Consider the following 25,489-nt stretch of genomic DNA (forward strand, 5'->3'; position numbering starts at 1 on the left):
GAGTGCGAAGTCGGTGAGCGGGGATGTACTTGCCAGCGGGGGCCGCGGAACCGGCTTTGCCGGGCCGCAGGCGCAGTGGCCCCCTCGGGGGGCAGCGCATTACACGAAGTGAAAAGCGTGGGGGCAATCATGGCAACCAATCATAGGCTGCTGTACGGCCCGGGAGGCCGTAGTGGTCTTCATAGACCGGCCCCAGGAAATACAGGCCGTCCGGCGAAAACGTCGGTGCGGCGGCATCGCGGCTGCGCGCGGCCATCACCTCGGCGAGCCAGTCCGGCGGGTAATTTCCCTGGCCTATCGCCACCAGGCAGCCCATGATGTTGCGGATCATGTGGTGCAAAAAGGCGTTGGCTTCGAACTCGAAGCGCCAGTAGCGGGAGCCCGTGCCGTCGCGGTGCGAAATCTCTATCCTGCTGATGGTTTTGACCGGGGATTTGGCCTGGCATTGGGCGGCCCGGAAAGAGCTGAAGTCGTGTTCGCCGACAAGGTGTGTGATGGCTTGCCGCATGGCCGCATCATCCAGCGGCCGGTAGACCCAGCCGACCCTCCCGGCTTCCACGCTGGGGCGCACAGGTGATTCCAGCACCACATAGGCGTAGCGGCGCGCGATGGCGCTGCCGCGGCAATGGAATTCGTCGGGCACTTCTCGCGCCCACTGTACGGCAATGTCGGACGGCAAAAAGGCGTTGGTGCCGCGCACCCAGGAGGCGATGTTGCGCTGCAGGAGGGTGTCGAAATGCACGACCTGCATCAGCGCATGCACGCCGGCGTCGGTACGGCCGGCGCACAGGGTGCGGATGGGCCGGGCGGCGAATCTGGCCAGCGCCAGTTCCAGCTTGTCCTGCACCGTCTTGCCCGAAAGCTGGCTCTGCCAGCCTTCGTAGCCGCTGCCGCTGTAGCTGATGCCGAGTGCAATCCTCACAGGCGGGCACGCAGTGAACGCAGCGCGTTCAGGCTGCGCTCACGACAGGGCGTTCAGGAAGGCCTGCGCCTTGACCTTCAGCGGGCCCTTGGCTTCGGCCAACACCTCTTCGGCCAGGGACCTGGCGCCGTCGGAATCACCCAGGGAACGGAATTCTTCCGCCAGCAGGAATTTGGTTTCCAGCGGGTCGTCGGACGAAACCTCTATCGGAAGGGCCGGGCTTTCCGTGGTGGGGCCGTTCAGGTCGAGCGACAGCGAACCGAGGTCGAACTCCAGCATGCCGCTGTCGGCCACGGCCGGGGCGGGTGCCGCGGCCGCCTTCACCGGGGCTACCGGTTTGGGGGCGGGTGTGAACGGTTCGGGCGTGAAGTTCAGGCCTTCGGACATGAAGTCTTCAGGTGCTGCCGCAACCGGTTTGGCTGCCGGCGCCGTGGGCAGGGCCACCGTGGCGCTGCTGAAATCCATGTTCAGTGGGGCCGGTTCCGGTTTGTGAGCTACCGCGGGCGGGGGAGCGGGCGGCGGCGGTGGGGCCGAGATGACGGCGGGGGTGGTGGCCGCCGTATCAGGCTCATCATCGAGCGAGAAGTCCAGGTCGAGGTCGACATCCATCGCAGGCGCAGGCGCTGGCGGAACATAAACCGGCTGCGCCACCATGGCCACGGTGCCGCCCGGGCTGAATGCCGAGGTGCCGCCGGCCTTGGCGGCGCCGGCGGGCTGGCCGCCGGGCTGGTACATCGGGTTGGCGGGGTCCAGCTCGCGGCCCATTTCGGTGATGTAAGCCCATTCAGGGCCACTGCCGTGGGTCAGGTTGAAGGCTTCAATGGCAACGGTTTCAAAGGCCTTGCTGTCCCGGCGTTTGGCGTAGATTTCCATCAGCTTGGCATGGATGGCCACGCGCGTCGGACTGGTGCGCATCGCCTCCTTCAGGATTTCTTCGGCCTGCAGATCGCGTCCATAGGCCAGGTACACATCGGCTTCGGCTACGGGGTCGACGTCGCCAGCGGCATCCAATTGACTGGGCGAATACACCAGGGACGAACCGGTGGCGTTGCCTTCATTCGTGTCAATTCTTTGGCCGCCGCTGGCGCCGAAAAAAGAATCTGGTTGCAGCCTGCTTTCGAGGAAAGAACTGTCCACCTGGGCCGCACCGCCGCGCTGGCGGTAGCGGTAAAAACCGAAGCCGGCCAGCAACAGCAGCAAACCACCGGCGATCGGCAGTACCAGCGGGTTATCAAGCAGTTCGTCGATCAGGCTGGGCTCAGGCGGGGGCGGCGGAACGACCACGGGTTTTTTGGGAACCACCACGGGGGCCGCGACCACCGCGCTGGCGACGGGCGCCGGCTGGGAGGCGGCAAGCGCAGGGGCCGGGCTGGCGGAAGTGTCTGCGGGGGAGGCGGATGCCGGCAGGCTGCTGCCGGCTGCGCTGGCTGCCTGCGCCGTGGGGGCGGGGGCGGGAGTTGCCACAGCGGGGGCTGCGGTCACCGCGGGCGCCGCAGGAGTGACTGCGGCTGCCGGGGCGGCGGGTGCCGGCACAGGGACAGGCGCGGGCAGAACGGCGGGCGCGGGAACGGCGACACCGGGTGCTTTGGCCGCAGGCGCTGCCGCGGGTGCACCGCCCAGCTTGCTCAAGTCGTTGATGTTTTTGGACAACTCTGCCACGCGGGTGGAAGCTTCCTTGGCCTGGCGTTCCTTGGCGATCTTTTCTTCGGCCGCCGTGGCTGCCTTGCCCTGGACGGCGCCTTTGGAGAGCGTCAGCTTGTCGGGCGTGGTGCTGGCCGGTGCGCGGTCTTCGACCTTGGCCTGCACCTTGCCGCCGGCCTGGCGGTCGGCGCTGGCCACTTGCGTGGCCGGCACACCTTCGGCGAGTTTGCGGCGGAAGCTGTTGAAGTCCTTGCTTTGCGCGACGATGGTCTGGGTGGCTTCGGCGGCGGAAATCGCACCGGCCGTATCCGCGCTGGGGATATCCAGCACGGCGCCGGATTTCACGCGGTTGACGTTGCCGCCTATGAAGGCATCCGGGTTGCTGCGCAGCAGGGCCACCAGCATCTGGTCCAGCGAAATGCTGGCCGGCTTGTTCTGGGCGGCGATCTTGCCGGCGGTGTCACCGGACTTGACCGTCACCTGTTTGTCGCCACCAGCGGGGATTTTTTCCAATGGTGCGGCGGGAGCCTTGGCGACTGGTGCGGGGCGGCTGCTGGGGCCGGCCGGCGGTGAATAGGGGATGGAGGCCATGCCTCTGGCGGGTGGCGCTACAGGTGCTGAAGGCCGCGACGACAGGACGGGCGCCGTGGGCGCGATCGCCGCGCCTGAACCGGCCGAGCGCATGGCCGGCGGGTCGAACAGCATGGTGTAGTCGCGCGTGATGCGGCCGTTGGCCCAGCTGGCTTCCAGGATAAGGTCGACAAAAGGCTCGGTGACGGGACGGCTGCTGCTCAGCCGCAGGAATGAACGGCCGTCGGCCCGGCGTTGCAGGCTGACTTCGACGCCGGCCGCCACGCTGCCGTATTCCAAGCCGGCGGCCTTGAAGGTGTCGGCCGGTGCCACGCCGGCCTTGAGGCTGGAGGCTTCGTCGGGCCGGATGTCGGCGATCTCGATTTCGGCGCGTAAGGGTTCCCCTAGCGCTGATTGAACCGTGATCCGGCCCAGCGCGAGCGCATGGGCTTCCAGACTTGCCAGGCTGCCCAGAAGTGCAATGGCACTTGCCAGGGCGCCGATACGCCAACGACCGCGATTATTCATGGGGTTGTGAGCCTCCAGTGCTCGGTCTGCATGTAACTTTATTCTGCTTATGCGCACAAAAACCTCGATGCGAATTTTCGAAAAACAACCTTAACATCAAGGCATTAGGCTGACAAGCTAAGACACCACTTAAGTTTTGACACAGCGAGTTAGCAGCAACTTACAAGTTTCGGATGTTGTCTGACGACAACGTCTTGTGACATGTAGTTACGGATGGGCGGCTGAATGTTTGCAGCCGCTCACCTCCATTAATTCAGGCCTGCAGCAGGATGCGCAGCATGCGGCGCAGCGGCTCGGCCGCGCCCCACAGCAACTGGTCACCCACGGTGAAGGCGCCGAGGTAGTCCGGTCCCATGGCCAGCTTGCGCAGGCGGCCCACCGGGATCTGCATGGTGCCGGTGACGGCCACCGGCGTAAGGTTCTTGACCGATGCCTCGCGCGTGTTGGGCACGACCTTGACCCACTCGTTGTCGGCCGCGATCATGGCCTCGATATCGGCCAGCGGCACGTCCTTCTTGAGCTTGAAGGTCAGTGCCTGGCTGTGGCAGCGCATGGCGCCAATGCGCACGCAGAAGCCGTCAACCGGGGTTTCGGCTGTGCCGAAGCTGGCGCCCTGGCCCAGGATCTTGTTGGTTTCGGCGCCGCCCTTCCATTCTTCCTTGCTCATGCCGTTTCCCAGGTCCTTGTCGATCCAGGGGATCAGCGAGCCGCCCAGCGGCACGCCGAAATTGGCGGTTTCGGAGTTGCTGAGGCTTTGCTGCTTGGCGAGGATGCGGCGGTCGATTTCGAGAATCGCGGACTTGGGGTCGTCCAGCAGCGTGCGGACTTCGCTGTTGAGCGTGCCGAATTGCGTGAGCAGCTCGCGCATGTGCTGCGCGCCGCCGCCCGAGGCCGCCTGGTAGGTCATGCTGGTCATCCACTCGACCAGGCCGGCCTTGTACAGCGCGCCCACGCCCATCAGCATGCAACTGACGGTGCAGTTGCCGCCAATCCAGTTGCTGCCGCCCTTGGCCAGCGCGTTCTGGATCACGGGCAGGTTGACCGGGTCCAGGATGATGACGGCGTCGTCGTTCATGCGCAGCGTGGAGGCCGCGTCGATCCAGTGGCCCTTCCAGCCGGCCGCCCGCAGTTTGGGAAAGACTTCGGAGGTGTAGTCCCCGCCCTGCGCCGTGATGATGACGTCGCACTTCTTGAGGGCTTCAATGTCGAAGGCGTCTTTCAGCGTGGTCTCGTTCTTCGCCTGGGCGGGGGCTTTTCCGCCCGCGTTGGAGGTCGAGAAGAATACCGGCTCGATCAGGTCGAAGTCGCCTTCGGCCTGCATGCGGTCGATCAGGACCGAGCCGACCATGCCGCGCCAGCCGACGAGTCCTGTGAGATTGCCTTTGAGTTTCATTGGAACTGCCCCTTCAAAAAGTACATAAAAATGGCTTTTTGGCCCGGCTCATCGAGCCGGCAGGGCACGACGAACCAGGCTTGCTAGCCTTTAATGGTGGTCGTCTTGGTGATCTGGGCAAAAACCGGCGCGCCACGTCCCGCGCGCAGGGCGGCGGGGCAGTGGGTGAAAGCGGGATTTTTGCGCATAGGTGCCGATTGTAGCCAGGCTTGGCTTTGCCGAGCCTGACAGCCGCCTCAAACCATAGGCAAAACTTTTGTTTGAAGCGGTTTGCGGCGAAAAAACGTCAAAGATGTTTATCCGCCGGGCCGCCCCAAGGAAAAATGCGCCCCCTTGGGGGGCAGCGCATGACACGGAGTGAAAAGCGTGGGGGCTTCAGTTATCCAAGCGCCTTGACGACGGCATCCCCCATCTGCACCGTGCCGACCTTGGTCGTGCCTTCGCTGTAGATGTCGGGTGTGCGCAGGCCCTGGCTCAGCACGGCGTCCACGGCTTTTTCGATGCGGGCGGCGGCTTCGGGCTGGTTCAGGCTGAAGCGCAGCATCATGGCGGCGCTCAAAATCGTGGCCAGCGGATTGGCGACGCCCTTGCCTGCGATGTCCGGCGCGCTGCCATGGCTGGGCTCGTACAGGCCCTGGTTTTTGTCGTTCAGGCTGGCCGAGGGCAGCATGCCGATGGAGCCGGTCAGCATGGCGGCGGCGTCGCTGAGGATGTCGCCGAACATATTGCCGGTGACGACCACGTCGAACTTCTTGGGCGCTTTGACCAGCTGCATGGCGGCGTTGTCCACATACATATGGTCCAGCGCGACGTCAGGGTACTCCTTGCCGACTTCGGTGACCACGTCTTTCCAGAGCTGGAAGGTTTCCAGCACGTTGGCCTTGTCGACGCTGGTTACGCGCTTGTCGCGTTTGCGGGCCGCCTGGAAGGCGACGTGGGCGATGCGTTCGATCTCGGGGCGCGAATAGCGCATGGTGTCAAAAGCTTCCTCGGAACCGGGAAAGTGGCCGTCCGGCGAGACGCGGCGGCCGCGCGGCTGGCCGAAGTAAATGTCGCCGGTCAGCTCGCGGATGATGAGGATGTCCAGGCCGGACACCAGCTCGCGCTTGAGGCTGGAGGCGTCCACCAGCTGCGCATAGCAGATGGCCGGGCGGAAGTTGGCGAACAGCCCCAGGTTTTTGCGCAGGCCCAGGATGGCCTGCTCGGGGCGCAGCGGCCGGTCCAGCTTGTCGTATTTCCAGTCGCCGACCGCGCCGAACAACACGGCGTCCGCATCCTTGGCGAGCTTGAGTGTGGCCTCGGGCAGCGGATGGCCGTGGGCTTCGTAGGCGGCACCGCCGACCAATGCGCTTTCGGTTTCAAACTTGAGGTCAAGTGCTTTGAGGACCTTGACGGCTTCCGCGACGATTTCGGTACCGATGCCGTCACCAGGCAGGATTGCGATTTTCATTTTTGCTGTCTTTGTGAAGGCCGCGGCCCGTGTTGGCGGGCCGCGGCGGATGCGGGATGGTGTTCAGCCGGCCACGGTGTGGTTCAGCCATGGCTTGGTCGCCAGGCGCTCGGCTTCAAAGGCCTTGATCTTGTCGCTCTGGCGCAAGGTCAGGCCGATGTCGTCCAGGCCGTTGACCAGGCAGTATTTGCGAAAAGCCTGCACGTCGAAGGGGAGTTCCTCGCCCTGCGGCTTGACGATGACCTGGCGCTCCAGGTCCACCGTCAGCTGGTAGCCCGGGAAGGCCAGCGCTTCGTCGAACAGCGCGGCAACTTGCGCTTCTGGCAGCACGATGGGCAGCAGGCCGTTCTTGAAGCTGTTGTTGAAGAAGATGTCGGCATAGCTGGGCGCGATGATGGCGCGAAAGCCGTATTGGTCCAGCGCCCAGGGCGCGTGTTCGCGCGAGGAGCCGCAGCCGAAGTTCTTGCGCGCCAGCAGGATGGACGCGCCGGCGTAGCGCGGCTGGTTCAGCACAAAGTCGGGATTCGGCTTGCGCGAGGCCGGGTCCTGGCCGGGGAAGCCCGGGTCCAGGTAGCGCCATGCGTCAAACAGGTTGGGGCCGAAGCCGGTCTTGCGGATGGATTTGAGGAACTGCTTGGGGATGATGGCGTCGGTGTCGACGTTCTCGCGGTCCATGGGGGCGACGAGGCCCTTGTGTACGGTGAATTTCTGCATGGTGCTGCCCTCAGGAGAATTTGCGGATGTCTACGAAATGGCCGTGCACGGCCGCCGCCGCGGCCATCGCGGGGCTGACCAGGTGGGTGCGCCCGCCGGCGCCCTGGCGGCCTTCGAAGTTGCGGTTGCTGGTGGAAGCGCAGCGTTCGCCCGGCTCCAGCCGGTCGGCGTTCATGGCCAGGCACATGGAGCAGCCCGGTTCGCGCCACTCGAAGCCGGCGGCCACAAAAATCTTGTCCAGGCCTTCGCGCTCGGCCTGCTCCTTGACCAGGCCCGAGCCCGGCACCACCAGCGCCAGCTTCACATTCTTGGCGACCTTCTGGCCTATCTTCTTGATGACGGCCGCGGCTTCGCGCATGTCTTCAATGCGGCTGTTGGTGCAGGAGCCGATGAACACCTTGTCGACATAGAGGTCGTTGAGCGCCTTGCCGGGCTCCAGGCCCATGTACTTGAGGGCGCGTTCGATGGCGTCGCGCTTGTTGGCGTCTTTTTCCTTGTCGGGATCGGGCACGCGGTCGTCGATGGACAGCACCATTTCGGGCGAGGTGCCCCAGGTGACCTGCGGGCGGATCTGGCCGGCGTCGAGCTCGACCACGGCGTCGAATTTCGCGTCGGCATCGGACTGCAGCGTGTTCCAGTATTTGGCGGCCATGTCCCATTCGACGCCGGTGGGCGAAAGCAGCCGGCCCTTGACGTAGTCGATGGTCTTCTGGTCCACCGCGACCAGGCCGGCGCGCGCGCCAGCTTCAATCGCCATGTTGCAGACCGTCATGCGGCCTTCCATGCTGAGCGCGCGTATCGCCGCGCCGCCGAATTCAATTGTGTAGCCGGTGCCGCCTGCCGTGCCGATCTTGCCGATGATGGCCAGCACGATGTCCTTGCCGGTGAGGCCGGGTGCGAGCTTGCCTTCGACCTTCACGAGCATGTTCCTGGCCTTTTTGGCCAGCAGGGTCTGCGTGGCCATCACGTGCTCGACCTCGCTGGTGCCTATGCCGTGCGCCAGCGCGCCGAAGGCGCCGTGGGTGGAGGTGTGCGAGTCGCCGCAGACCACCGTCATGCCGGGCAGGGTCGCGCCGCTTTCGGGGCCGATGACGTGCACGATGCCCTGGCGCTTGGAGAGGAAGGGGAAGAACGCGGCCGCGCCGAATTCCTTGATGTTGCTGTCCAGCGTGGTGATCTGTTCCTTGCTGACCAGGTCGGTGATGCCGTCGTAGCCCAGCTCCCAGCCGGTGGTGGGCGTGTTGTGGTCGGCGGTCGCGACGATGGAGCTGATGCGCCAGACCTTGCGGCCGGCCTCACGCAGGCCTTCGAAGGCTTGCGGGCTGGTGACTTCGTGCACCAGGTGGCGGTCTATGTAGAGGATGGCCGTGCCGTCTTCTTCGGTATGAACGACGTGCTCGTCCCAGATTTTGTCGTAGAGGGTGCGTCCCATGGTTTTCCTTCGTGGTCTCTTGTTGTCGTCTGTCGTGGGGTGATTTTAGGCGGCCGCGTGGTCAGCGGCCGCCGCGGTTTTGGCGGGTTTGCCGCGGGTCGTTTGCGGCGCCGGCTGCGCCAGGTGGTCGACCAGCAGCCGGGCCGTCAGGGGCAGGGTGGAAAAGTCGCGCGCCACCAGCTGGATCTGGCGCTCGGCCCAGCTGTCCAGCAGCGGGATGGATTCGAGTTCGCCGACGCCGTGCGTCAGTTCAAAGGCGCGCTGCGGCATCACGCCCACACCCAGGCCGTTGTGGATCATGCGGCACATGGCGTCCAGGCCGGTCACGTGGATGCGCAGCTTGATGGTGCGGCCCAGCCGCGCCGCGGCTTCCCGCATTGCCAGGTAAATCGAGCTGTTGGAATGCAGGCCGACCTGGTCGTAGTCCAGCGCGGCTTCGAAGCGGATGGCGCCTTGCGCGCACAGCGGATGGCCCCGGGGAACGATGAGCACCAGCTTGTCGGTGCGGTAGGGCAGGGTCTGCAGGTCGCCCGTGCCGTCGGCCGTGTTGCAGATGCCCAGGTCGGCCGCGCCTTCCTGCACGGCGCGAACGACCTCGGTGCTCAGGTGCTCTTCCAGGTCTATCTTGATGCCGGAATGCTCGCGCGTGAAAGCGCCCAGGTCTTCGGGCAGGAACTGCACGATGGCCGAGATGCTGGCATGCACGCGCACGTGGCCGCGCACGCCGTTGGCATATTCGCTGAGCTCGCTCTGCATTTTTTCGAGGCTGAACAGCACCGAACGCGCGTGGTGCAACAGGCTTTCGCCGGCCGGCGTCAAATCGACGCCGCGCGTGTGACGGTACAGCAGCGGCGTGTCCAGCGTGGCTTCGAGGTCGGAGAGCCGCTTGCTCACGGCGGAAGCGGCGATGAATTCGCGCTCGGCCGCCTTGCCTATGCTGCCCAGCTCGCACACGGCCACAAAGAGCTGAAGCGAGGTCAGGTCAATGCGGCGGGCAAAGTTGCGTTCTGAGCTTTTCATGGGGCTTGTGGCTTGACGTCATCGCATTCGACGACGGTGAAACGCCATTTTGCCGCTAAGAACAGGGTTTTGCCATCGCAATACGCGATGACCCGCTTGCCGATGGGCGTTTTCCGGGAAGTTACCCGGCCAGGCTCAGCTTCTGCGGCCCAGCCGCACCGTGGTCACGCCCGGCCGTAGCTGCTTGACGGAGGGCATGATCAGCACGCAATCGTCGTAAGGGGCGACTATGGGTTCGCCGGCATCCCTGGCGATGAGTTCCCCGGCCTTGCGGATGACTTCGCCGCCGCGGAAATCCTGGACAAACCGGAAGTCCATGGATTTGGCCACGATGCGGTGGGTCACGACCAGGGGCTGTGGCGCCGGCGCGTCCGGCAAGGTCCAGCCGGGCGGCACGTCGCCGCTCTCAATCACGCCGGAGGCGAGCAGGAATCGCATCAGTGCGTTGCGGGCCGTTTCAAGGGATGAAGGGTCCCAGTGCTGGCCGGCTTCCAGCAGCAGCGCAATCTCCGATCGCGCGGGATCCGCCAGCCGGTCGAAATCACGCATGCGCACGCCGTCCTCATGGCCCGCATCCACGATCACCTGCGCGCCCAGGCCCAGCGATTGTGCGAAATCGATGTTGCGTTGCAGCAGTCCTGTGACCAGCAGCGGCTCGCAGGGCTCGTGCATGGAATGCAGGTCCAGCAGATAAGTAGCGCGCTCGACAAAAGGCCGCAGCGTTCTTGCCCGCTCCAGTTCGCTGCTATGCCCCGCACCGTCCAGCCGTTCAAGCGACCACACGCGGTTGAAATCCTCGTCGACAAAGCGCGAGGCGTCAGGGATGGCCGGATCGAAGCGCGCGAAAGCCGCGACGTTGCAGAACGCGGCGGTGATGCGGCCTTTGCGTGGGCGGATGCCGCTGCCAAGGAAGGCATCGAGCGCCATCGCGCCGGAGTATTCGTTGCCATGCACCAGCGCGGTGACCAGCACCTCGGGCCCTTGCAGGCCTGAGGCTAGCTCATGCACGTACTCAACGCCGGTGGCGGAGGCGGCGCGGGACGTGATGGTTGGCGCTTGCAGTTGCACTGCATGCGCTTTGGCGGGAATGTGTTCGGGCATGAGCTCAGCCATGGTTCATGGATAAAAAGTTTCGCAGCTCCGGTGTCTGCGGGTTGGTGAAGATGGCTTCCGGTGTTCCCATCTCATGGACCAGTCCCTGGTGCATGAAGATGATGCGGTCGCAGACTTTCCTGGCGAAGTTCATTTCGTGCGTCACGATCATGAGCGTAACCCCTTCTTCGGCCAGGCCTTCAATGACCTGCAACACCTCCCCTACAAGTTCCGGGTCGAGCGCGGAGGTGATTTCATCGCAAAGAATGACCTCGGGGTTCATGGCCAGCGCGCGAGCGATGGCCACACGCTGCTGCTGGCCGCCCGACAGTTCATGGGGGTAGCTGTCGAATTTGTCTTCCAGCCCCACGCGCTTGAGCAGCTTTTCCGCGAGTGCCCTCGTTTGCGCATCCGGCAGGCCTTTGACCAGTCTGGGCGCCAGCATGACGTTGTTTCCGGCGCTCATGGCCGGAAACAGGTTAAAGCTTTGAAACACCATGCCGACTTTTTGCCGCAGCGTGCGCATGGCGTGCGCGTCGTGGCTTTTTACGGGCTGCCCATCGACCAGCAATTCCCCTTGCTGGAAAACTTCAAGCCCGTTCACGCAACGCAGCAAGGTGCTTTTCCCCGAACCGCTTTTGCCGATGATGCACACCACCTCCTTGCGCTTGATGCAAAGGTCTATGCCTTTGAGCACCTCGACCTCGCCATAGCTTTTGCGCAGTTTCCTGATTTCCACCAAACCGGTGGGCTGGACGTCTGTCATGGGAGCGTTCCTCAATGTTTGAAGCTGAATTTGCGCTCAAGCGCGCGGCCCCACATGGAGCAGGGAAAGCAGATCGCGAAATACAGCAACGCGACAACACCGTAAACGAAGAAGGGGTCGTAGGTCACGTTGGTGATGATCTGGCCGGTTCTCGTCAGCTCGACAAAACCGATCACCGATGCCAATGAGGTGTTCTTGATGATCTGCACGCCCAGGCCCACGGTGGGCGGGACGGAAACCTTGATGGCCTGCGGGAAGATGACGTAGCGCAGTTGTTCGCGCAGGTTCAGCGCCAGGCTGCTCGAGGCTTCCCATTGCCCCTTGGGGATGGACATCACGCTGCCGTGCCAGGTCTCCGTCAGGAAAGCGCCGGCGTACAAAGACAGGCACAAGGTCGCGGCCAGCAGGGGTGAGGGGTTCAGGCCGAACAGCGCGAGGCCGAAGTAGGTCAGGAACAGCTGCATGAGCAGCGGCGTTCCCTGGAACAGCTGCACATACCAGGTGATGGCTCGGCCAAATGAATGCGGCTTCATGATGCGAAGCACCAGCAGGACAAGTCCCAGCACGGAGCCGCCCACAAATGCAATGGCCGACAGAAAAAGCGTCCACGGCACCGACAACAACAGGTTGCGGATGACGTCCCAGGTGGTAAAGCTGCTCATCGTTCTACTTTCAGAATTTCATTCGCCCGAAGACAAAACGCGGGCCTATCCATAAAAGCAGTTTGCGCAGCAGGATGGCCAGCACGAGATAACACGCGGTGACGACCATGAAGGCCTCAAAGCTGCGGAAGGTTTTGCCGGCCACGAAGTTGGCGGCATAGGACACCTCTTCCGCCGATATCTGGCTGCACACCGAAGAGGCCAGCATGATGATGACCAATTGGCTGATCAGCGCCGGCCACACGCGCGCGAGTGCGGGTGCGATCAGGACGCGGGTGAAGATCTGCCAGCGGCTCAAGGCCAGAGACTGGGCGGCCTCGATCTGGCCCTTGGGTGTGGCTTCTATCCCGGCGCGGATGATCTCGCAGGCGTAGGCGCCGAGGTTGAGCACCAGGGCGATCAGGCTGGCCGGTATCGCGCTCATCTTCAGGCCGACGGAGGCGACACCGAAAAAGATGAAGAAGATCTGGATGATGAAGGGCGTGTTGCGGAACAGCTCGACATAACAAGCCAGCCCGGCTTTCAGCCATGCAGGCCCTTGAATACGGCCCCAGGCGCAGGCGGCGCCCAGCAGCGTGCCCAGCAGGCAGCTGACGGCGGTCAACACACACGTCAGCCACAAGCCCTCCAGGAACAGGGGCCAGGCTTGCACGACCGCGGAAAAATCAAGTACCGACATGGCGATCCAATGGATAAAAGAAGGAGGGCATGGACGCTTGCATCATGAGGCAGTTTGCTTTTCAAAAATCTCTCGCAGCAAAATCTCACCATCCAGTGCATCAAGGCGCGAGAGAAGGCTCGCCGCAGGATCGCTGCCTATGGTTGGCGTTGCACAGGCCAGAAATTTGTCGCCTATTTCCTCGCGGCTCAAGGGCGAGCCGACCGAGCCTCGCGCCGTGGCCCTGAAGAACTGCAACACTTTCCCGTCGCGCAATCGCAGGTGAACTTCCGCGCCCTCCGGTGCGGATTGCCGCAGTTCAGCGTCATCCCACAAAGGCCCCGTGCACATCTGAACCCGCGCCATGAGCGAGGCCAGCTCCCGGTCATTCAACAACTTCTCGTCAAGATGCGCCAGTGTGAAGCTCCCGAACTTCAGGGAGACGGCGATGGCGTACTGCATGCTGAACTGGCTCTGCTGGATCGTCTCCGGCTGGTTGTAAACCAGGTTTCTGGCCACCATGGGCGGCACGTTGCACACAATGCTTTCGATGTCATCGAGCCGGATGTTGTGCGTGGCCACCAGGTTCATGAGCGCATCAACCGCGGCATGGGATGAAAGGCAGACCGGAATCCGCTTGATGTCCACGCCCGGCTCCTGCGAAAACCAGCGGGAGCCCAGGCCATCCATCGCCGCGAGGTCAAACACACCTTCATTGAACAGCCTGGCGAAGCCGTTGGTGGATTCGACGGCGTCCAGCGGGCCGCGCGCGCCCTGCGCGGCAAGCAGTGCGCAGGCAACGCCCGCCTCCGCGGCGCGGCCCGCCATCAAGGCCTTGCCGTCGGTGCCGAAGCAGGCCTTGGTTCCGCCTGCGCCTGTGATGGCAAGGCCCAGGGCCGAGCTCATCTTCTCGGGGTCAAGTTTCAGCAAATGCGATGCGGCCACGCAGGCACCTATGGGACCGAGCACACCGGTGGTCCACCAGCCTTGCTCGTACAGAATGTTTTTTGACGCTGCCCCTACCGCGTACTCACATTCCGATCCGGCGACGAAAGCCGTAATCAGGTCTTTACCGCAGGCGTTGACCTTTTGGCCCACCGCCAGTGCCGCCGGGGCGATCACCGCGGACCCATGCACGACACCCGCATAGCAGTTGTCGTCGAAGTCAAGCGCATGGGCCGAGGCGCCGTTGACGAAGGCTGCCGTTTGTTCCGACACGCGCGTGGTGCAGCCGAACAGCGTTGACCACCCGCGCGAGCCGGCTTGAAGGCCGGTCTCCCTGGCGATGCCGCCCACGCGCGTCCGGGATCCCGCGATGGACACGCCTATCGTGTCGATCAGGCTGGTTTTGGCCAGCGCCCGCACGGTATCGGGAATGGCGCTGCCTTGCAGATCTGACGCCCACCGGGCCAGCCTCTGCGTCACAGAGAGATGCGTCGTCGTCATCGAAATTCTTTCTGAGACATGCCTGCCCCTTCCATGACCTGGCGGTAGCTGGATCAAGTCAAGTAGCGGTGCTCCCGCCGCATCTGGAAAAAGATGCATCGCGGGAGAAGAGGAGGCACGCATGCCTGGGGAAGAACTTACTCCGGGAGATTGCCCGCAGGCGCGCCCAGCCACCGTTGGGAAATCTCGTCCAGCGTGCCCGCTTTCTTGGCGTCCAGAATGATCTGGTTGACTTTCGCCAGCAGCTGGGTTTCTCCTTTGGGAACGCCCACATAGCAGGGGGCGTTCGCCAGGATCACTTTCAGCTCCAGGCTCAGCGCCGGATTCTTCTGCTTGATGGCGGCGGCGACGGCTGTGCCCGTTGCGAACATCTGGGTTTGCCCCGAAAGGAAAGCGGCCAGCGTGCTGTTGTTGTCTTCAAAGCGTTTGACGACGGCGGCGGGCGCCAGGCGCTGCAGTTCTTCGTCCTGCATGGAGCCGCGGGTCACCGAGATGGTTTTGCCCGTCAGTTCGCCAAAGCTCTTGGCCTGCACTTCCTTGCTGCCGAAGATGGCATCAAAGAAGGGGGCGTAGGCCACGCTGTAATCGATGACCTTCTCGCGCTCCGGCGTTTTTCCCAACGAAGAAATCGTGAGGTCGGCCTTTTGTGTTTGCAGGTAGGCGATGCGATTCGGCCCGGTGACGGGAATGAGTTCCAGCTTCACGCCCAGCTTGGTCGCGATGATGTTGGCCATCTCGATGTCATAGCCTTTTGGCGCCATATCGGTGCCGACGAACCCATAAGGGGGATAGTCGGTGGGCACGGCGACGCGAATGGTTTTTCGCGACAGGATTTTGCTCAATGCATCGTCGGCCGCAACAGCCGGGAAGGCCAGCAAGCTGCTCAACAGGGCCATGCAGGCGAGTAGTGTGGATCTGCGTTTCATGTGAATGGTTCTTTCCAGGTGGGGATTCATGATTGCCTTAACCAACCGATCTCAAGCGCTCAAATTGCCTCGCTCTTTTTTTAATGCGCCTTTAAATTCAGCGCGCATCTCCAACTCCGCGATCAAAAAACTTCAGCATCGGTCTTGTAGAACCAGCCAGGCGATGTACGGAAAATAGTCTTCAGTGCATTGCTTGTCGGGTACTTTATTGATGGTGCAAGACGCATGCCAAAAACGTTTTTTTCATTGGAGATTCATCATATTTTGAACATTTATTTTTTTGTTCAAAACGCATGGACCGCTATCGATGCCGCCGTGAATTTTTCAATCAGGAATGACCGCGGTGGCATCCACTTCAACAAGATATTCAGGACGCGCAAAAGCCGACACCACGATGCCGGTGGACACCGGATACACACCGGCAAGCCATTTGCCGACCACGCGATAAACATCTTCGCGATAGCGCGGGTCGCTGATGTACACCGTGAGCTTGCAGATGTGCTCGAGTTTTCCGCCGGCTTCCTTCATCAGTATGTCGATGTTCTTCATCGCCTGTTCCGTCTGGCCGGCGACGTCGCCAATGCAAACGCTTTCGGACGTGTCGAGGTTCTGGCCTATCTGGCCGCGCAGGAACACTGTGGTCCCGCGCGCCACAACGGCCTGGCATAAATCGTTGCTGATGGACTGCTCGGGATAGGTGTCCTTGGTGTTGAATTTGCGGATGCGTGTGTGCGCCATGAGTGTGCTCTTGGTAGTTTGATGAGGGAGAAAGGTGGGTGTTGCCGGCGGGTGCGGGTGTTATCTGTCGAAGTAACCGGCCTTGATGGTGCTGCCGATGAGGTTGACGATCAGGCGCCCTGCCGTCACGCAGGTCAGCCTGGTGGCGGTGTCCTTGGCGGGCTGGATCTCCACGATGTCCATTCCCACCACACGTCCTTTTTTTACCAGGCCGTGAATCAGCGCGCGTGCCTGCACGAAGTCGACGCCGCCGGGCGCGGGCCCGTCGACGGCGGGCATGATGGTCGGATCCAGGCCGTCGGCGTCTATGGTGAGGTAGTAATTGCCGCCGGAGGGAATGCGGTCCAGCACGGCCTTCATGCCGACCTCATGCAACTCGTAGGCGGAGATCAGCACGGCGCCGTAGTCACGCGCCGCCTGGTAGTCGGCCGGGCGTCCGCTGCCTTGGGCGCGCAAGCCGATCTGCACGATGTGCTTGACGAAGGGCAGTTCCGACGCGCGGCGGATGGGGCTGGACAGGCCGTCCTTGACGCCATTGACCTCGTCGCGCCAGTCAAGGTGGGCGTCGACATGGACCAGCGTGATGGGGCCGACCTCATCAAAGGCGCGCAGGATGGGGTTGGTGATGCCGTGGTCGCCGCCCAAGACGATCGGCAGGCCGCCGCCCTTGAGGATGTGGCGCACCGCCAGTTCGGCCTTGCGGTAGTGGTCGCCCGGGATCTTCAGGTCGGGCAGCACGTCGCCGCAATCGACAAAACGGATGTCGGTGCGGCCTTGCAGCAGCGGGCCGTCGATGTCGAAGTCGTAATGCTCGGGCGCGCGAACGATGCGGTCGGTGACGTCGCGTATGGCCTGGGGCGCGTTGGTCTGGTCGTTGGTGAAGCCGCGGGGGCTGTAGGCGGAACCGAAGGGCATGCCGAGGATGGCGATGTCCGACTGCAGGCCTTCAAGCTGCGTCACGAGTTCGGAGTACAGCAGGGTCTTGTGGCCGGTGCGGGGAGGGACGGTGAGGGATTCCATGTGTGGGGCGTCGTTTTAAGGTCGGTTCGTCGGAGGATTTGCGGGGCTTGCATTGCACTTTAATGACCGTGAAGCAAATCAAAAAATGACTTTTTTGAGGGTGTAGTCTTAGAATCCAATACCTTTCACGACTGAACCCATGATCAAGCTCGACTTTGACGAAAAGGACTTGCGCTCGCTGCGCGTGTTCTGCAGCGTGGCGCAGGCCGGAGGGTTTGCCGCCGCCGAGAAGCAACTGCTCATGTCAAAGGCCTCTATCAGCCGCCATGTGAGAGAGGTGGAAGAGCGCCTGGGTGTGCAGCTTTGCGAACGCGGGCCCGCGGGCTTCAGGCTGACGCCGGAGGGGGAGGTGGCCGTGAAGCTGGCGTCCAGCGCGTTGCGCTCGCTGGAGCGCATACGGCCTGAAATCGATGCGGTGCACGGGGTCTTGTCGGGTTGCCTGTCCATAGGCATAGGCGAGCACGCCACTTCGCATGCGGATTTCAGGTTTCCCCAGGCGCTGGCGCGCTTGCGCGAGCGCGCGCCGAACGTGAAGCCCGAGATTTCGGTCATGACATTCCCAGAGCTCAACCAGGCCTTGCGGGAAAACCGGGTGGACATCGCCTTGCGCGGAAAGTACGTGGAGGACGGCGAGTTCAGATATTTGCCGCTGTTCAAGGAGACGCACCGCGTCTACGTCTCAACGCTGGTCGGGGAGCAGGAGGGCAAAAAGCTGCCGCTGGTGTTTCGCATGCATCCCTATGTGCAGCAGGCGATCGACAAATGGGGCTACGAGCGTGGTCCGGCCGCCGGAGGGCTGGAGGCCATCGGTGTGCTGATCGCCACGGGCCATTACCAGGGTTTGCTGCCCACCCATTTCGGCAACCTGCTGGCCAAGCGTTATCCGCTGCGGCTTCAGGCCGGCAGCCCGGCTTTCAGCCACCCCATTTGCGCGGTCACGAATCCCGCACATCCTTTTACCCACCGCGCCGAGCTTTTCCTCAAGATTCTTGAAGAGCTCCATGCGGGCTTTGCCGAATCGTCCGGCGACACGCAGTAGCGGGCGGCGGCCACCAGAAGAGAGGGCGGCACTCCGGCAGGCAGAAAAGAAAAAAGCCCGCACAAGCGGGCTTTTTCGTGGGTTGCCGGTCTGATCAGCGCTTGTCGAGCGGCTTGACCTGGCGGGTCGTCGAGCCGGTGAACAGCTGGCGCGGACGGCCGATCTTGTACTCGGGGTCGCCGATCATTTCATTGAGCTGGGCGATCCAGCCTACCGTGCGGGCCAGCGCGAACACGGCGGTGAACAGCGGCACGGGGATGCCGATGGCGCGCTGCACGATGCCGGAGTAGAAGTCGACGTTAGGGTAGAGCTTGCGCGAGACGAAGTAGTCGTCTTCGAGGGCGATCTTTTCCAGGGCCATGGCCAGCTTGAACAGCGGGTCGTTTTCCAGGCCCATCTCTTTCAGCACTTCCTTGCAGGTTTCCTGCATGAGCTTGGCGCGCGGGTCGTAGTTCTTGTAGACGCGGTGGCCGAAACCCATCAGCTTGACGCCGGAGCTCTTGTCCTTGACCTGCTTGATGAATTCGCCGATTTTCTCGACGCCGCCCTGCTTCTGGATGTCGCCCAGCATGTTGAGGGCTGCTTCATTGGCGCCGCCGTGGGCCGGGCCCCAGAGGCAGGCCACACCGGCCGCGATGGCGGCGAAGGGGTTGGTGCCGGAGGAGCCGCACAGGCGAACGGTGGAGGTCGAAGCGTTTTGCTCGTGGTCTGCGTGCAGGATGAAGATGCGGTCCAGCGCGCGCTCGAGCACCGGGTTGACCTTGTACTCTTCGCACGGCGTGGCGAACATCATGTGCAGGAAGTTGCCGGCGTAGCTCAGGTTGTTCTTGGGGTACATGTAGGGCTGGCCCACGGTGTACTTGTAGGCCATGGAAACCAGGGTCGGCATCTTGGCGATCAGGCGGATGGCCGAGATGTCGCGGTGTTCCGGGTTGGTGATGTCGGTGCTGTCATGGTAGAAGGCCGACAGGGCGCCGACCAGGCCGGTCATGATGGCCATCGGGTGCGCGTCACGGCGGAAGCCGCGCAGGAAGAACTGCATCTGCTCGTTGACCATGGTGTGGTTGGTCACGCGGTGCACGAAGTCGGATTTCTGCGCTACGTCGGGCAGCTCTCCGTACAGCAGCAGGTGGCAGGTTTCCATGTAGTCGCAGTTGGTGGCCAGCTGCTCGATGGGGTAGCCGCGGTACAGCAACTCGCCCTTGTCGCCGTCGATGTAAGTGATCGCCGACTGGCAGGCCGCAGTCGACAGGAAACCGGGGTCATAGGTGAACATGCCGGTCTGGGCATAGAGCTTTCGGATGTCGACGACGTCCGGGCCGACATTGCCCTGGTACACCGGCAGGTCGATGCTGGGGCTGCCGTTGCTGAAGGACAGGGTGGCTTTGTTGTCAGCTAGCTTCATTTCTTGCTTCTTTCTTTCGTATCAGTGTGAAATTGGGGACGGCATGCAATCACGGGGCCGGCGCTGCGGGCTGCAGCAACTTTAAAACTTCATGGGCTTCGGAAGTAGAGGCGCTTGCCTTGGCCGCTTCATCGGGCAGTTGGGTGGCGTCTTTTCGTTTTAACAGCAGGTCCAGCAAGTCGTTGTCGGACAAATCCATTAAATCATTCAACCCTTTTGCCTGCCTGACGGTGAGCGTGGCTTCGTGACCCCGGAAGAAGCGTTCGATCAGCAGGTCGTTCTCAAGCAGGCCGCGCCGGCAGCGCCACTTGAGCTTGCTCAGGGCGCGCTCGTCGAGCAGGGCGTCGGCGGTTTCCATGATTATTGTCGGCCAGACGGTATCAGACTGCTCTGAGGACCATCATCTCCTTGATCTTGCCGATGGCTTTCGTCGGGTTCAGGCCCTTGGGGCAGACGTCGACGCAGTTCATGATGGTGTGGCAGCGGAACAGGCGGTACGGGTCTTCCAGGTTGTCCAGGCGTTCGGCGGTGGCTTCGTCACGGCTGTCGGCGATGAAGCGGTAGGCCTGCAGCAGGCCGGCCGGGCCGACGAACTTGTCGGGGTTCCACCAGAAGCTGGGGCAGGAAGTGGAGCAGCTGGCGCACAGGATGCACTCGTAGAGGCCGTTGAGCTCGTCGCGCTCTTCGGGGCTCTGCAGGCGTTCCTTCTCTGGCGGCACGTTGTCGTTGATCAGGTAGGGCTTGATCGAGTTGTACTGCTTGAAGAACTGCGTCATGTCGACGATCAGGTCGCGCACCACGGGCAGGCCGGGCAGGGGCTTCAACACGATGTCGCCCTTCAAGGTCAGCATGTTGGTCAGGCAGGCCAGGCCGTTCTTGCCGTTGATGTTCATCGCGTCCGAGCCGCAGACCCCTTCGCGGCAGGAGCGGCGGAAACTGATGGACGGGTCCTGTGCCTTGAGCTTCATCAGCGCGTCCAGCAGCATGCGCTCATGGCCGTCGAGTTCGACCTCGATGGTCTGCATGTAGGGCTTGGCGTCGGTGTCCGGGTCGTAGCGGTAGATCTTGAAGGTGCGTTTGGTCATGGGGTTCTCGCTTCTTGTGGGGTCGCAGGCCGGCAGTGCTTGTTTTTGTAAGTGGTCAGAACGTGCGCGTCTTCAGCGGCACGGACTCGACGGTCAGGGGCTTCATCTGCACAGGCTTGTAGGCCAGGCGGCTGCCTTCGCTGTACCACAGCGTGTGCTTGTGCCATTCAGTGTCGTTGCGGCCGTTCGGGTGCTCGGGCGTGTCGCCGTAGTCGTCGACCGAGTGCGCGCCGCGGCTTTCCTTGCGGGCGGCGGCCGACACGATGGTGGCCTCCGCGGCCTCGATCAGGTTCTCGACTTCCAGCGCCTCGATGCGCGCGGTGTTGAAGATCCTGGACTTGTCCTTGAGGCCTATGCTGTTGACGCGGCTACGCAGCGCGGCGATCTTGGCCACGCCTTCGTCCATGATGGCTTGCGTGCGGAACACGCCGGCGTGCTGCTGCATGGCGGCGCGCAGGTCGTTGGCCACGTCTTGCGCATATTCGCCGTCGGTCGCGTTGTCCAGGCGCGCGATGCGGGCCAGGGTCTTGTCGGCGGCGTCAGCCGGCAGCGGCTTGTGTGTGGTGGTCTTGGCGAACTCGACGATGTGGTTGCCGGCGGCCTTGCCGAAGACCAGCAGGTCCAGCAGCGAGTTGGTGCCCAGGCGGTTGGCGCCGTGCACGCTGACGCAGGAGCATTCGCCCACCGCGTAAAGGCCGTTGACAACCTGGCTCTGGTTGTTGGCGTCCTGCGTGACGACCTGGCCGTGGATGTTGGTCGGGATGCCGCCCATCTGGTAGTGGATGGTGGGCACCACGGGAATCGGTTCCTTGGTGATGTCGACGTTGGCGAAGTTGTGGCCGATCTCGAACACCGAAGGCAGGCGCTTCATGATGGCGTCCACGCCCAGGTGGGTCATGTCCAGCAGGATGTAGTCCTTGTTGGGGCCGCAGCCGCGGCCTTCCTTGATTTCCTGGTCCATGGAGCGCGAGACGAAATCGCGCGGCGCCAGATCCTTCAACGTGGGCGCATAGCGCTCCATGAAACGTTCGCCGTTGCTGTTGCGCAAAATCGCGCCTTCGCCGCGGCAGCCTTCGGTCAGCAGCACGCCGGCGCCGGCCACGCCGGTCGGGTGGAACTGCCAGAACTCCATGTCTTCCAGCGGGATACCTGCGCGCGCGGCCATGCCCAGGCCGTCGCCGGTGTTGATGAAAGCGTTGGTCGATGCGGCAAAGATGCGGCCGGCGCCGCCGGTGGCCAGCAGCGTGGTCTTGGCTTCAAAAATGTGAACGTCGCCGGTTTCCATTTCGAGCGCGGTCACGCCCACCACGTCACCGGCGGCGTCGCGGATCAGGTCCAGCGCCATCCACTCGACGAAGAAGCTGGTTTTTTCCTTGACGTTCTGCTGGTACAGCGTGTGCAGCATGGCGTGGCCGGTGCGGTCGGCCGCGGCGCAGGCGCGCTGCACGGGCTTTTCGCCGTAGTTGGCGGTGTGGCCGCCGAAGGGGCGCTGGTAAATCGTGCCGTCGGGGTTGCGGTCGAAGGGCATGCCCATGTGCTCGAGGTCGTACACGACCTTGGGCGCTTCGCGGCACATGTATTCAATCGCGTCCTGGTCGCCGAGCCAGTCGGAGCCCTTGACGGTGTCGTAGAAGTGGTAGTGCCAGTTGTCTTCGCTCATGTTGCCGAGCGAGGCGCCTATGCCGCCCTGGGCCGCGACGGTGTGCGAGCGCGTGGGGAACACCTTGGAGAGCACGGCCACGTTGAGGCCGGCGCGCGCCAGTTGCAGCGATGCGCGCATGCCGGAGCCGCCTGCACCGACGATGACGACGTCAAATTTGCGCTTGGGGAGATTGGATGTTGCTGTCATGATTTTTTGTGGGGTGTCGGTCTTCTTGTCGGGTCTGCGGTGTCAGCGGCGCGTCAGAGACGCCACAGGACCTGGATGCCCCAGCCGGCGCAAGCCACCAGCCAGACAATCGTGAAAACATTCAGCACGAGCTTGACGGAGACCGGCTTGATGTAGTCCATCCAGATGTCGCGCATGCCGACCCACACGTGGTAGAGCAGGGCGATGATGACGGTGAAGGTCAGCACTTTCATCCATTGCGACGAGAAGATGCCGGCCCATTTGTCGTAGCCGATGGGGCCTTTGCTGAGCATGACCTGGGCCAGCAGCAGCACGGTGAAGAGGGCCATCAGGGCGGCCGTGATGCGCTGCGCGAGCCAGTCGCGCAAGCCGTAGTGGGCACCGACAACGATGCGCTTGGAGCCGTAGTTAACTGCCATTTTTTTGTGCTCCTTCAGATCAGTAAAAGCCGAACAGCTTGGCGCCCAGGATGAGCGTCAGGGCCACGCTCACGACCAGCGTGAAGAGCGCCGAGGACTTGCCGAATTCCTTGCTGACGGCGGCGTGGCTGACGTCCATCCAGAGGTGGCGCAGGCCGGCGATGAAGTGGTGCAGGTAGGCCCAGATCAGGGCCAGTGCGACCAGCTTCCAGATGATGCCGGGCAGGCCCAGCATGCCGATGTTGAAGGCGGCCTTGAATTTTTCGAAAGAGATTTCCGAAGAGATCGAGGTGTCCAGCATCCAGATGATGAAGGGCATCAGCAAAAACATGATGAAGCCGCTGATGCGATGGAGGATGGAGACGATGCCTGCGAGCGGAAGGCGGTAGGAGGGAAGGTCGGTGAGGGCGTTGATGTTGCGGAACTCGGGCCGCTTGGGACGCTGTTTGGATGCCAGCTCTGTCATTTTTAGGCTTTCGTGGGTGTAACTGGGTGGGAACCGGGAATGCAATTACAGCTAAACAGCCGGATTCTATTGCAACGCAGCAATGCGCTCACAAACCTTGTCAGCTTCCTGAGGGTTCCCGTCAACTAAGGTCGTTCTTGTAGTGATGGGTGTCGGTGCGGTACAGGCCCCGGCGCAATTCCATGGGCAGGTCGTTGTAGGTGTAGGCGGTGCGCTCCACGCTGAGCAAAGGCTCGCCTACGGCCACGCCGAGCAGCGCCGCGGACGCTTCGTCGGCCGCGACGGCGCGGATTTTTTCCTCGGCGCGCACCATGCGCACGCCGAATTCGGTTTCAAACAGCGCATACATGGGGCCGCGGTGCGTGGCCAGCCGCTCGGCGGTCAGGCCCTTGAACGGGCCGCCGGGCAGCCACACGTCTTCAAGAATCGTCGGCGTGCCCTGGAAGGCCAGCACGCGGCGCAACTGCAGCACGGCGTCGCCGGCGCGCAGCGACAGCGGGCGCGCGATGTCGGCCGGCGCGCGCAGGCGCCTGCAATCGATGATCTGCCGCTCGGCCGGGCCTTCGCTGGTGGTGTCGCCGCTGTCGGGCATGAGGCGCAGGAAGCGGTACTGCACGTGCTGCTCGGCATGCGTGGCCACAAAAGTGCCCTTGCCCTGGCGGCGCACCACCAGGTTCTCGGCGGCCAGCTCGTCGATCGCCTTGCGCACCGTGCCCTGGCTCACGCGAAATCGCGCGGCCAAATCCATTTCGCTGGGAATGGCTTCACCCGGTTTCCATTCGCCCGCCTGCAGGCTTTGCAGGATCAGCACCTTGATCTGCTGGTAGAGCGGGCTGAAGGCCGGTGCCACGCCCGTTACCGCGCCGGCATCGCCGGCGAGGGCGGCGCTGTCGGTCAATGAGGACGGATTGATGGCCATGGGGCAGCAGGTTAGCAGCAGTTAGCGGTGGATTAAAGCGGGTTGCGAGCGGCGCCGCGGCAGGCGCGCGGCAACCTGGAAAAAGTCCGAATCAGGCCTGAATCATATCTTATATAAGACATAAGACAAATTGACGCCCGTCGCTTTTCAAGCGTAAAATCTTTGGCTGAGCCAGTGCATGGCCTGCCGTTTTGCGGTGATTTTGTGGGGCGAAGCGCCCCGTCCGAACCATCTCCGAATATCCCAGGCTCGCGCCAGACATCTCACATCACATCCTCAGCCAACCGATTCTTAACTTTCCTGGAGCCCTCAATCATGAGCAAAAAACCCGTCCGTGTTGCAGTCACCGGTGCAGCTGGCCAAATCGGTTACGCACTGCTGTTCCGTATTGCCTCCGGCGAGATGCTCGGCAAGGACCAGCCCGTCATCCTGCAATTGCTTGAAGTGCCTGTTGAGGGCCCGCAAAAAGCGCTCAAGGGCGTGATGATGGAACTCGACGACTGCGCCTTCCCGCTGCTGGTCGGCATGGAAGCGCACAGCGACCCGATGACCGCCTTCAAGGATGCCGACTACGCGCTGCTGGTCGGTTCGCGCCCGCGCGGCCCCGGCATGGAACGCGCCGAACTGCTGGCCGTCAACGGCGCCATCTTCACGGCGCAGGGCAAGGCGCTCAACGCCGTCGCCAGCCGCAACGTCAAGGTGCTGGTGGTCGGCAACCCCGCCAACACCAATGCCTACATCGCCATGAAGAGCGCGCCCGACCTTCCGCGCAAGAACTTCACCGCCATGCTGCGCCTGGATCACAACCGCGCCGCCAGCCAGATCGCCGCCAAGACCGGCAAGCCGGTGGCCGACATCGAAAAACTCACCGTCTGGGGCAACCACTCGCCCACGATGTACGCCGACTACCGTTTTGCCACCATCAAGGGCGAAAGCGTCGCCAAGATGATCAACGACCAGGAATGGAATGCCAACGTGTTCCTGCCCACCGTCGGCAAGCGCGGCGCCGCCATCATTGAAGCGCGCGGCCTGTCCTCGGCAGCGTCGGCCGCCAACGCCGCCATCGACCACATGCGCGACTGGGCGCTGGGCACCAACGGCAAGTGGGTCACCATGGGCATCCCGTCGGACGGCCAGTACGGCATTCCCAAGGACATCATGTTCGGTTTCCCCGTGACCTGCGAGAACGGCGAATACAAACTCGTCGAAGGCCTGGAAATCGACGCCTTCAGCCAGGAACGCATCAACAAGACGCTGGACGAACTCAAGGGTGAGCAGGACGGCGTCAAGCACCTCCTGTAATCAGCACGCAGTACGAGGCCGCCCAGC

General features: G+C 63.0%; 24 protein-coding genes. 2 read left to right on the forward strand and 22 right to left on the reverse strand.

What is annotated here, in order from left to right; genetic code table 11:
- Window positions 1-127 precede the first annotated feature (127 nt).
- From truA to ACLV74_RS15345, 15 genes are all read right to left on the reverse strand, one after another.
- Window positions 128-922, reverse strand: a complete 795-nt coding sequence (gene truA, locus ACLV74_RS15275; protein ID WP_411880247.1) for a tRNA pseudouridine(38-40) synthase TruA — start codon at window positions 920-922, stop codon at window positions 128-130.
- Between the two features lie 39 nt (window positions 923-961).
- On the reverse strand, window positions 962-3,661 hold the full coding sequence (locus tag ACLV74_RS15280; RefSeq protein WP_411880248.1) for a FimV/HubP family polar landmark protein: 2,700 nt from the start codon (window positions 3,659-3,661) through the stop codon (window positions 962-964).
- Between the two features lie 253 nt (window positions 3,662-3,914).
- Entirely contained in the window at window positions 3,915-5,054 is a 1,140-nt protein-coding gene (gene asd / locus ACLV74_RS15285) for an aspartate-semialdehyde dehydrogenase (protein WP_411880249.1), read from the reverse strand.
- Window positions 5,055-5,433: 379 nt separating this feature from the next.
- Window positions 5,434-6,504 (reverse strand): 3-isopropylmalate dehydrogenase, encoded by a 1,071-nt coding sequence (gene leuB, locus ACLV74_RS15290; RefSeq protein ID WP_411880250.1) that lies wholly within the window; start codon window positions 6,502-6,504, stop codon window positions 5,434-5,436.
- A gap of 63 nt (window positions 6,505-6,567) precedes the next feature.
- Complete coding sequence (gene leuD, locus ACLV74_RS15295) at window positions 6,568-7,218, reverse strand: 3-isopropylmalate dehydratase small subunit (protein WP_411880251.1); 651 nt, start codon at window positions 7,216-7,218, stop codon at window positions 6,568-6,570.
- A gap of 10 nt (window positions 7,219-7,228) precedes the next feature.
- Window positions 7,229-8,650: a 3-isopropylmalate dehydratase large subunit gene (gene leuC / locus ACLV74_RS15300; RefSeq protein WP_411880252.1), complete on the reverse strand. Its 1,422-nt coding sequence runs from the start codon at window positions 8,648-8,650 to the stop codon at window positions 7,229-7,231.
- A gap of 45 nt (window positions 8,651-8,695) precedes the next feature.
- Window positions 8,696-9,670, reverse strand: a complete 975-nt coding sequence (locus ACLV74_RS15305; protein WP_411880253.1) for a LysR family transcriptional regulator — start codon at window positions 9,668-9,670, stop codon at window positions 8,696-8,698.
- 135 nt (window positions 9,671-9,805) lie between these two features.
- Complete coding sequence (locus ACLV74_RS15310) at window positions 9,806-10,783, reverse strand: succinylglutamate desuccinylase/aspartoacylase family protein (protein ID WP_411880254.1); 978 nt, start codon at window positions 10,781-10,783, stop codon at window positions 9,806-9,808.
- Complete coding sequence (locus ACLV74_RS15315) at window positions 10,776-11,528, reverse strand: amino acid ABC transporter ATP-binding protein (protein ID WP_411880255.1); 753 nt, start codon at window positions 11,526-11,528, stop codon at window positions 10,776-10,778. Before ACLV74_RS15315 ends, ACLV74_RS15310 begins: the two co-directional genes overlap by 8 nt.
- 11 nt (window positions 11,529-11,539) lie before the next feature.
- The gene (locus ACLV74_RS15320; RefSeq protein WP_411880256.1) at window positions 11,540-12,190 is read right to left on the reverse strand and encodes an amino acid ABC transporter permease; all 651 of its coding nucleotides are present in this window, start codon (window positions 12,188-12,190) and stop codon (window positions 11,540-11,542) included.
- A gap of 10 nt (window positions 12,191-12,200) precedes the next feature.
- Window positions 12,201-12,869, reverse strand: a complete 669-nt coding sequence (locus ACLV74_RS15325) for an amino acid ABC transporter permease (RefSeq protein WP_411880257.1) — start codon at window positions 12,867-12,869, stop codon at window positions 12,201-12,203.
- A 42-nt stretch (window positions 12,870-12,911) separates the two neighbouring features.
- Complete coding sequence (locus ACLV74_RS15330; RefSeq protein WP_411880258.1) at window positions 12,912-14,351, reverse strand: MmgE/PrpD family protein; 1,440 nt, start codon at window positions 14,349-14,351, stop codon at window positions 12,912-12,914.
- 80 nt (window positions 14,352-14,431) lie between these two features.
- The gene (locus ACLV74_RS15335; RefSeq protein ID WP_411880259.1) at window positions 14,432-15,220 is read right to left on the reverse strand and encodes a transporter substrate-binding domain-containing protein; all 789 of its coding nucleotides are present in this window, start codon (window positions 15,218-15,220) and stop codon (window positions 14,432-14,434) included.
- Window positions 15,221-15,544: 324 nt separating this feature from the next.
- The gene (locus ACLV74_RS15340; protein ID WP_411880260.1) at window positions 15,545-15,958 is read right to left on the reverse strand and encodes a RidA family protein; all 414 of its coding nucleotides are present in this window, start codon (window positions 15,956-15,958) and stop codon (window positions 15,545-15,547) included.
- A gap of 60 nt (window positions 15,959-16,018) precedes the next feature.
- Window positions 16,019-16,978, reverse strand: coding sequence for an agmatinase (locus tag ACLV74_RS15345; RefSeq protein WP_411880261.1), 960 nt, complete (start codon window positions 16,976-16,978; stop codon window positions 16,019-16,021).
- Between the two features lie 139 nt (window positions 16,979-17,117).
- Between ACLV74_RS15345 and ACLV74_RS15350 the strand changes: the two genes are divergently transcribed.
- The gene (locus tag ACLV74_RS15350; RefSeq protein WP_411880262.1) at window positions 17,118-18,017 is read left to right on the forward strand and encodes a LysR family transcriptional regulator; all 900 of its coding nucleotides are present in this window, start codon (window positions 17,118-17,120) and stop codon (window positions 18,015-18,017) included.
- Window positions 18,018-18,111: 94 nt separating this feature from the next.
- Here the strand turns inward: ACLV74_RS15350 and gltA are convergent, their stop codons facing one another.
- From gltA to ACLV74_RS15385, 7 genes are all read right to left on the reverse strand, one after another.
- Complete coding sequence (gene gltA / locus ACLV74_RS15355; protein ID WP_411880263.1) at window positions 18,112-19,422, reverse strand: citrate synthase; 1,311 nt, start codon at window positions 19,420-19,422, stop codon at window positions 18,112-18,114.
- Between the two features lie 49 nt (window positions 19,423-19,471).
- Entirely contained in the window at window positions 19,472-19,780 is a 309-nt protein-coding gene (locus ACLV74_RS15360) for a succinate dehydrogenase assembly factor 2 (protein WP_411880264.1), read from the reverse strand.
- Window positions 19,781-19,802: 22 nt separating this feature from the next.
- Window positions 19,803-20,507: a succinate dehydrogenase iron-sulfur subunit gene (locus ACLV74_RS15365; RefSeq protein WP_411880265.1), complete on the reverse strand. Its 705-nt coding sequence runs from the start codon at window positions 20,505-20,507 to the stop codon at window positions 19,803-19,805.
- Between the two features lie 55 nt (window positions 20,508-20,562).
- Window positions 20,563-22,356 carry a succinate dehydrogenase flavoprotein subunit gene (gene sdhA / locus ACLV74_RS15370; RefSeq protein ID WP_411880266.1) on the reverse strand — a complete coding sequence of 598 codons (1,794 nt, stop codon included), beginning with the start codon at window positions 22,354-22,356 and terminating at the stop codon, window positions 20,563-20,565.
- A 53-nt stretch (window positions 22,357-22,409) separates the two neighbouring features.
- Window positions 22,410-22,775: a succinate dehydrogenase, hydrophobic membrane anchor protein gene (sdhD, locus tag ACLV74_RS15375; RefSeq protein WP_411880267.1), complete on the reverse strand. Its 366-nt coding sequence runs from the start codon at window positions 22,773-22,775 to the stop codon at window positions 22,410-22,412.
- Between the two features lie 19 nt (window positions 22,776-22,794).
- Window positions 22,795-23,241 carry a succinate dehydrogenase, cytochrome b556 subunit gene (sdhC, locus tag ACLV74_RS15380; RefSeq protein WP_411880268.1) on the reverse strand — a complete coding sequence of 149 codons (447 nt, stop codon included), beginning with the start codon at window positions 23,239-23,241 and terminating at the stop codon, window positions 22,795-22,797.
- A 121-nt stretch (window positions 23,242-23,362) separates the two neighbouring features.
- Complete coding sequence (locus ACLV74_RS15385; protein ID WP_411880269.1) at window positions 23,363-24,160, reverse strand: GntR family transcriptional regulator; 798 nt, start codon at window positions 24,158-24,160, stop codon at window positions 23,363-23,365.
- A gap of 315 nt (window positions 24,161-24,475) precedes the next feature.
- Between ACLV74_RS15385 and ACLV74_RS15390 the strand changes: the two genes are divergently transcribed.
- Window positions 24,476-25,462 (forward strand): malate dehydrogenase, encoded by a 987-nt coding sequence (locus ACLV74_RS15390; protein WP_411880270.1) that lies wholly within the window; start codon window positions 24,476-24,478, stop codon window positions 25,460-25,462.
- The last annotated feature ends 27 nt before the right edge of the window (window positions 25,463-25,489 follow it).

It is taken from the genome of Polaromonas sp. YR568, assembly GCF_943369415.1.
In the GTDB taxonomy this organism is placed as follows: Bacteria; Pseudomonadota; Gammaproteobacteria; order Burkholderiales; family Burkholderiaceae_C; genus Polaromonas.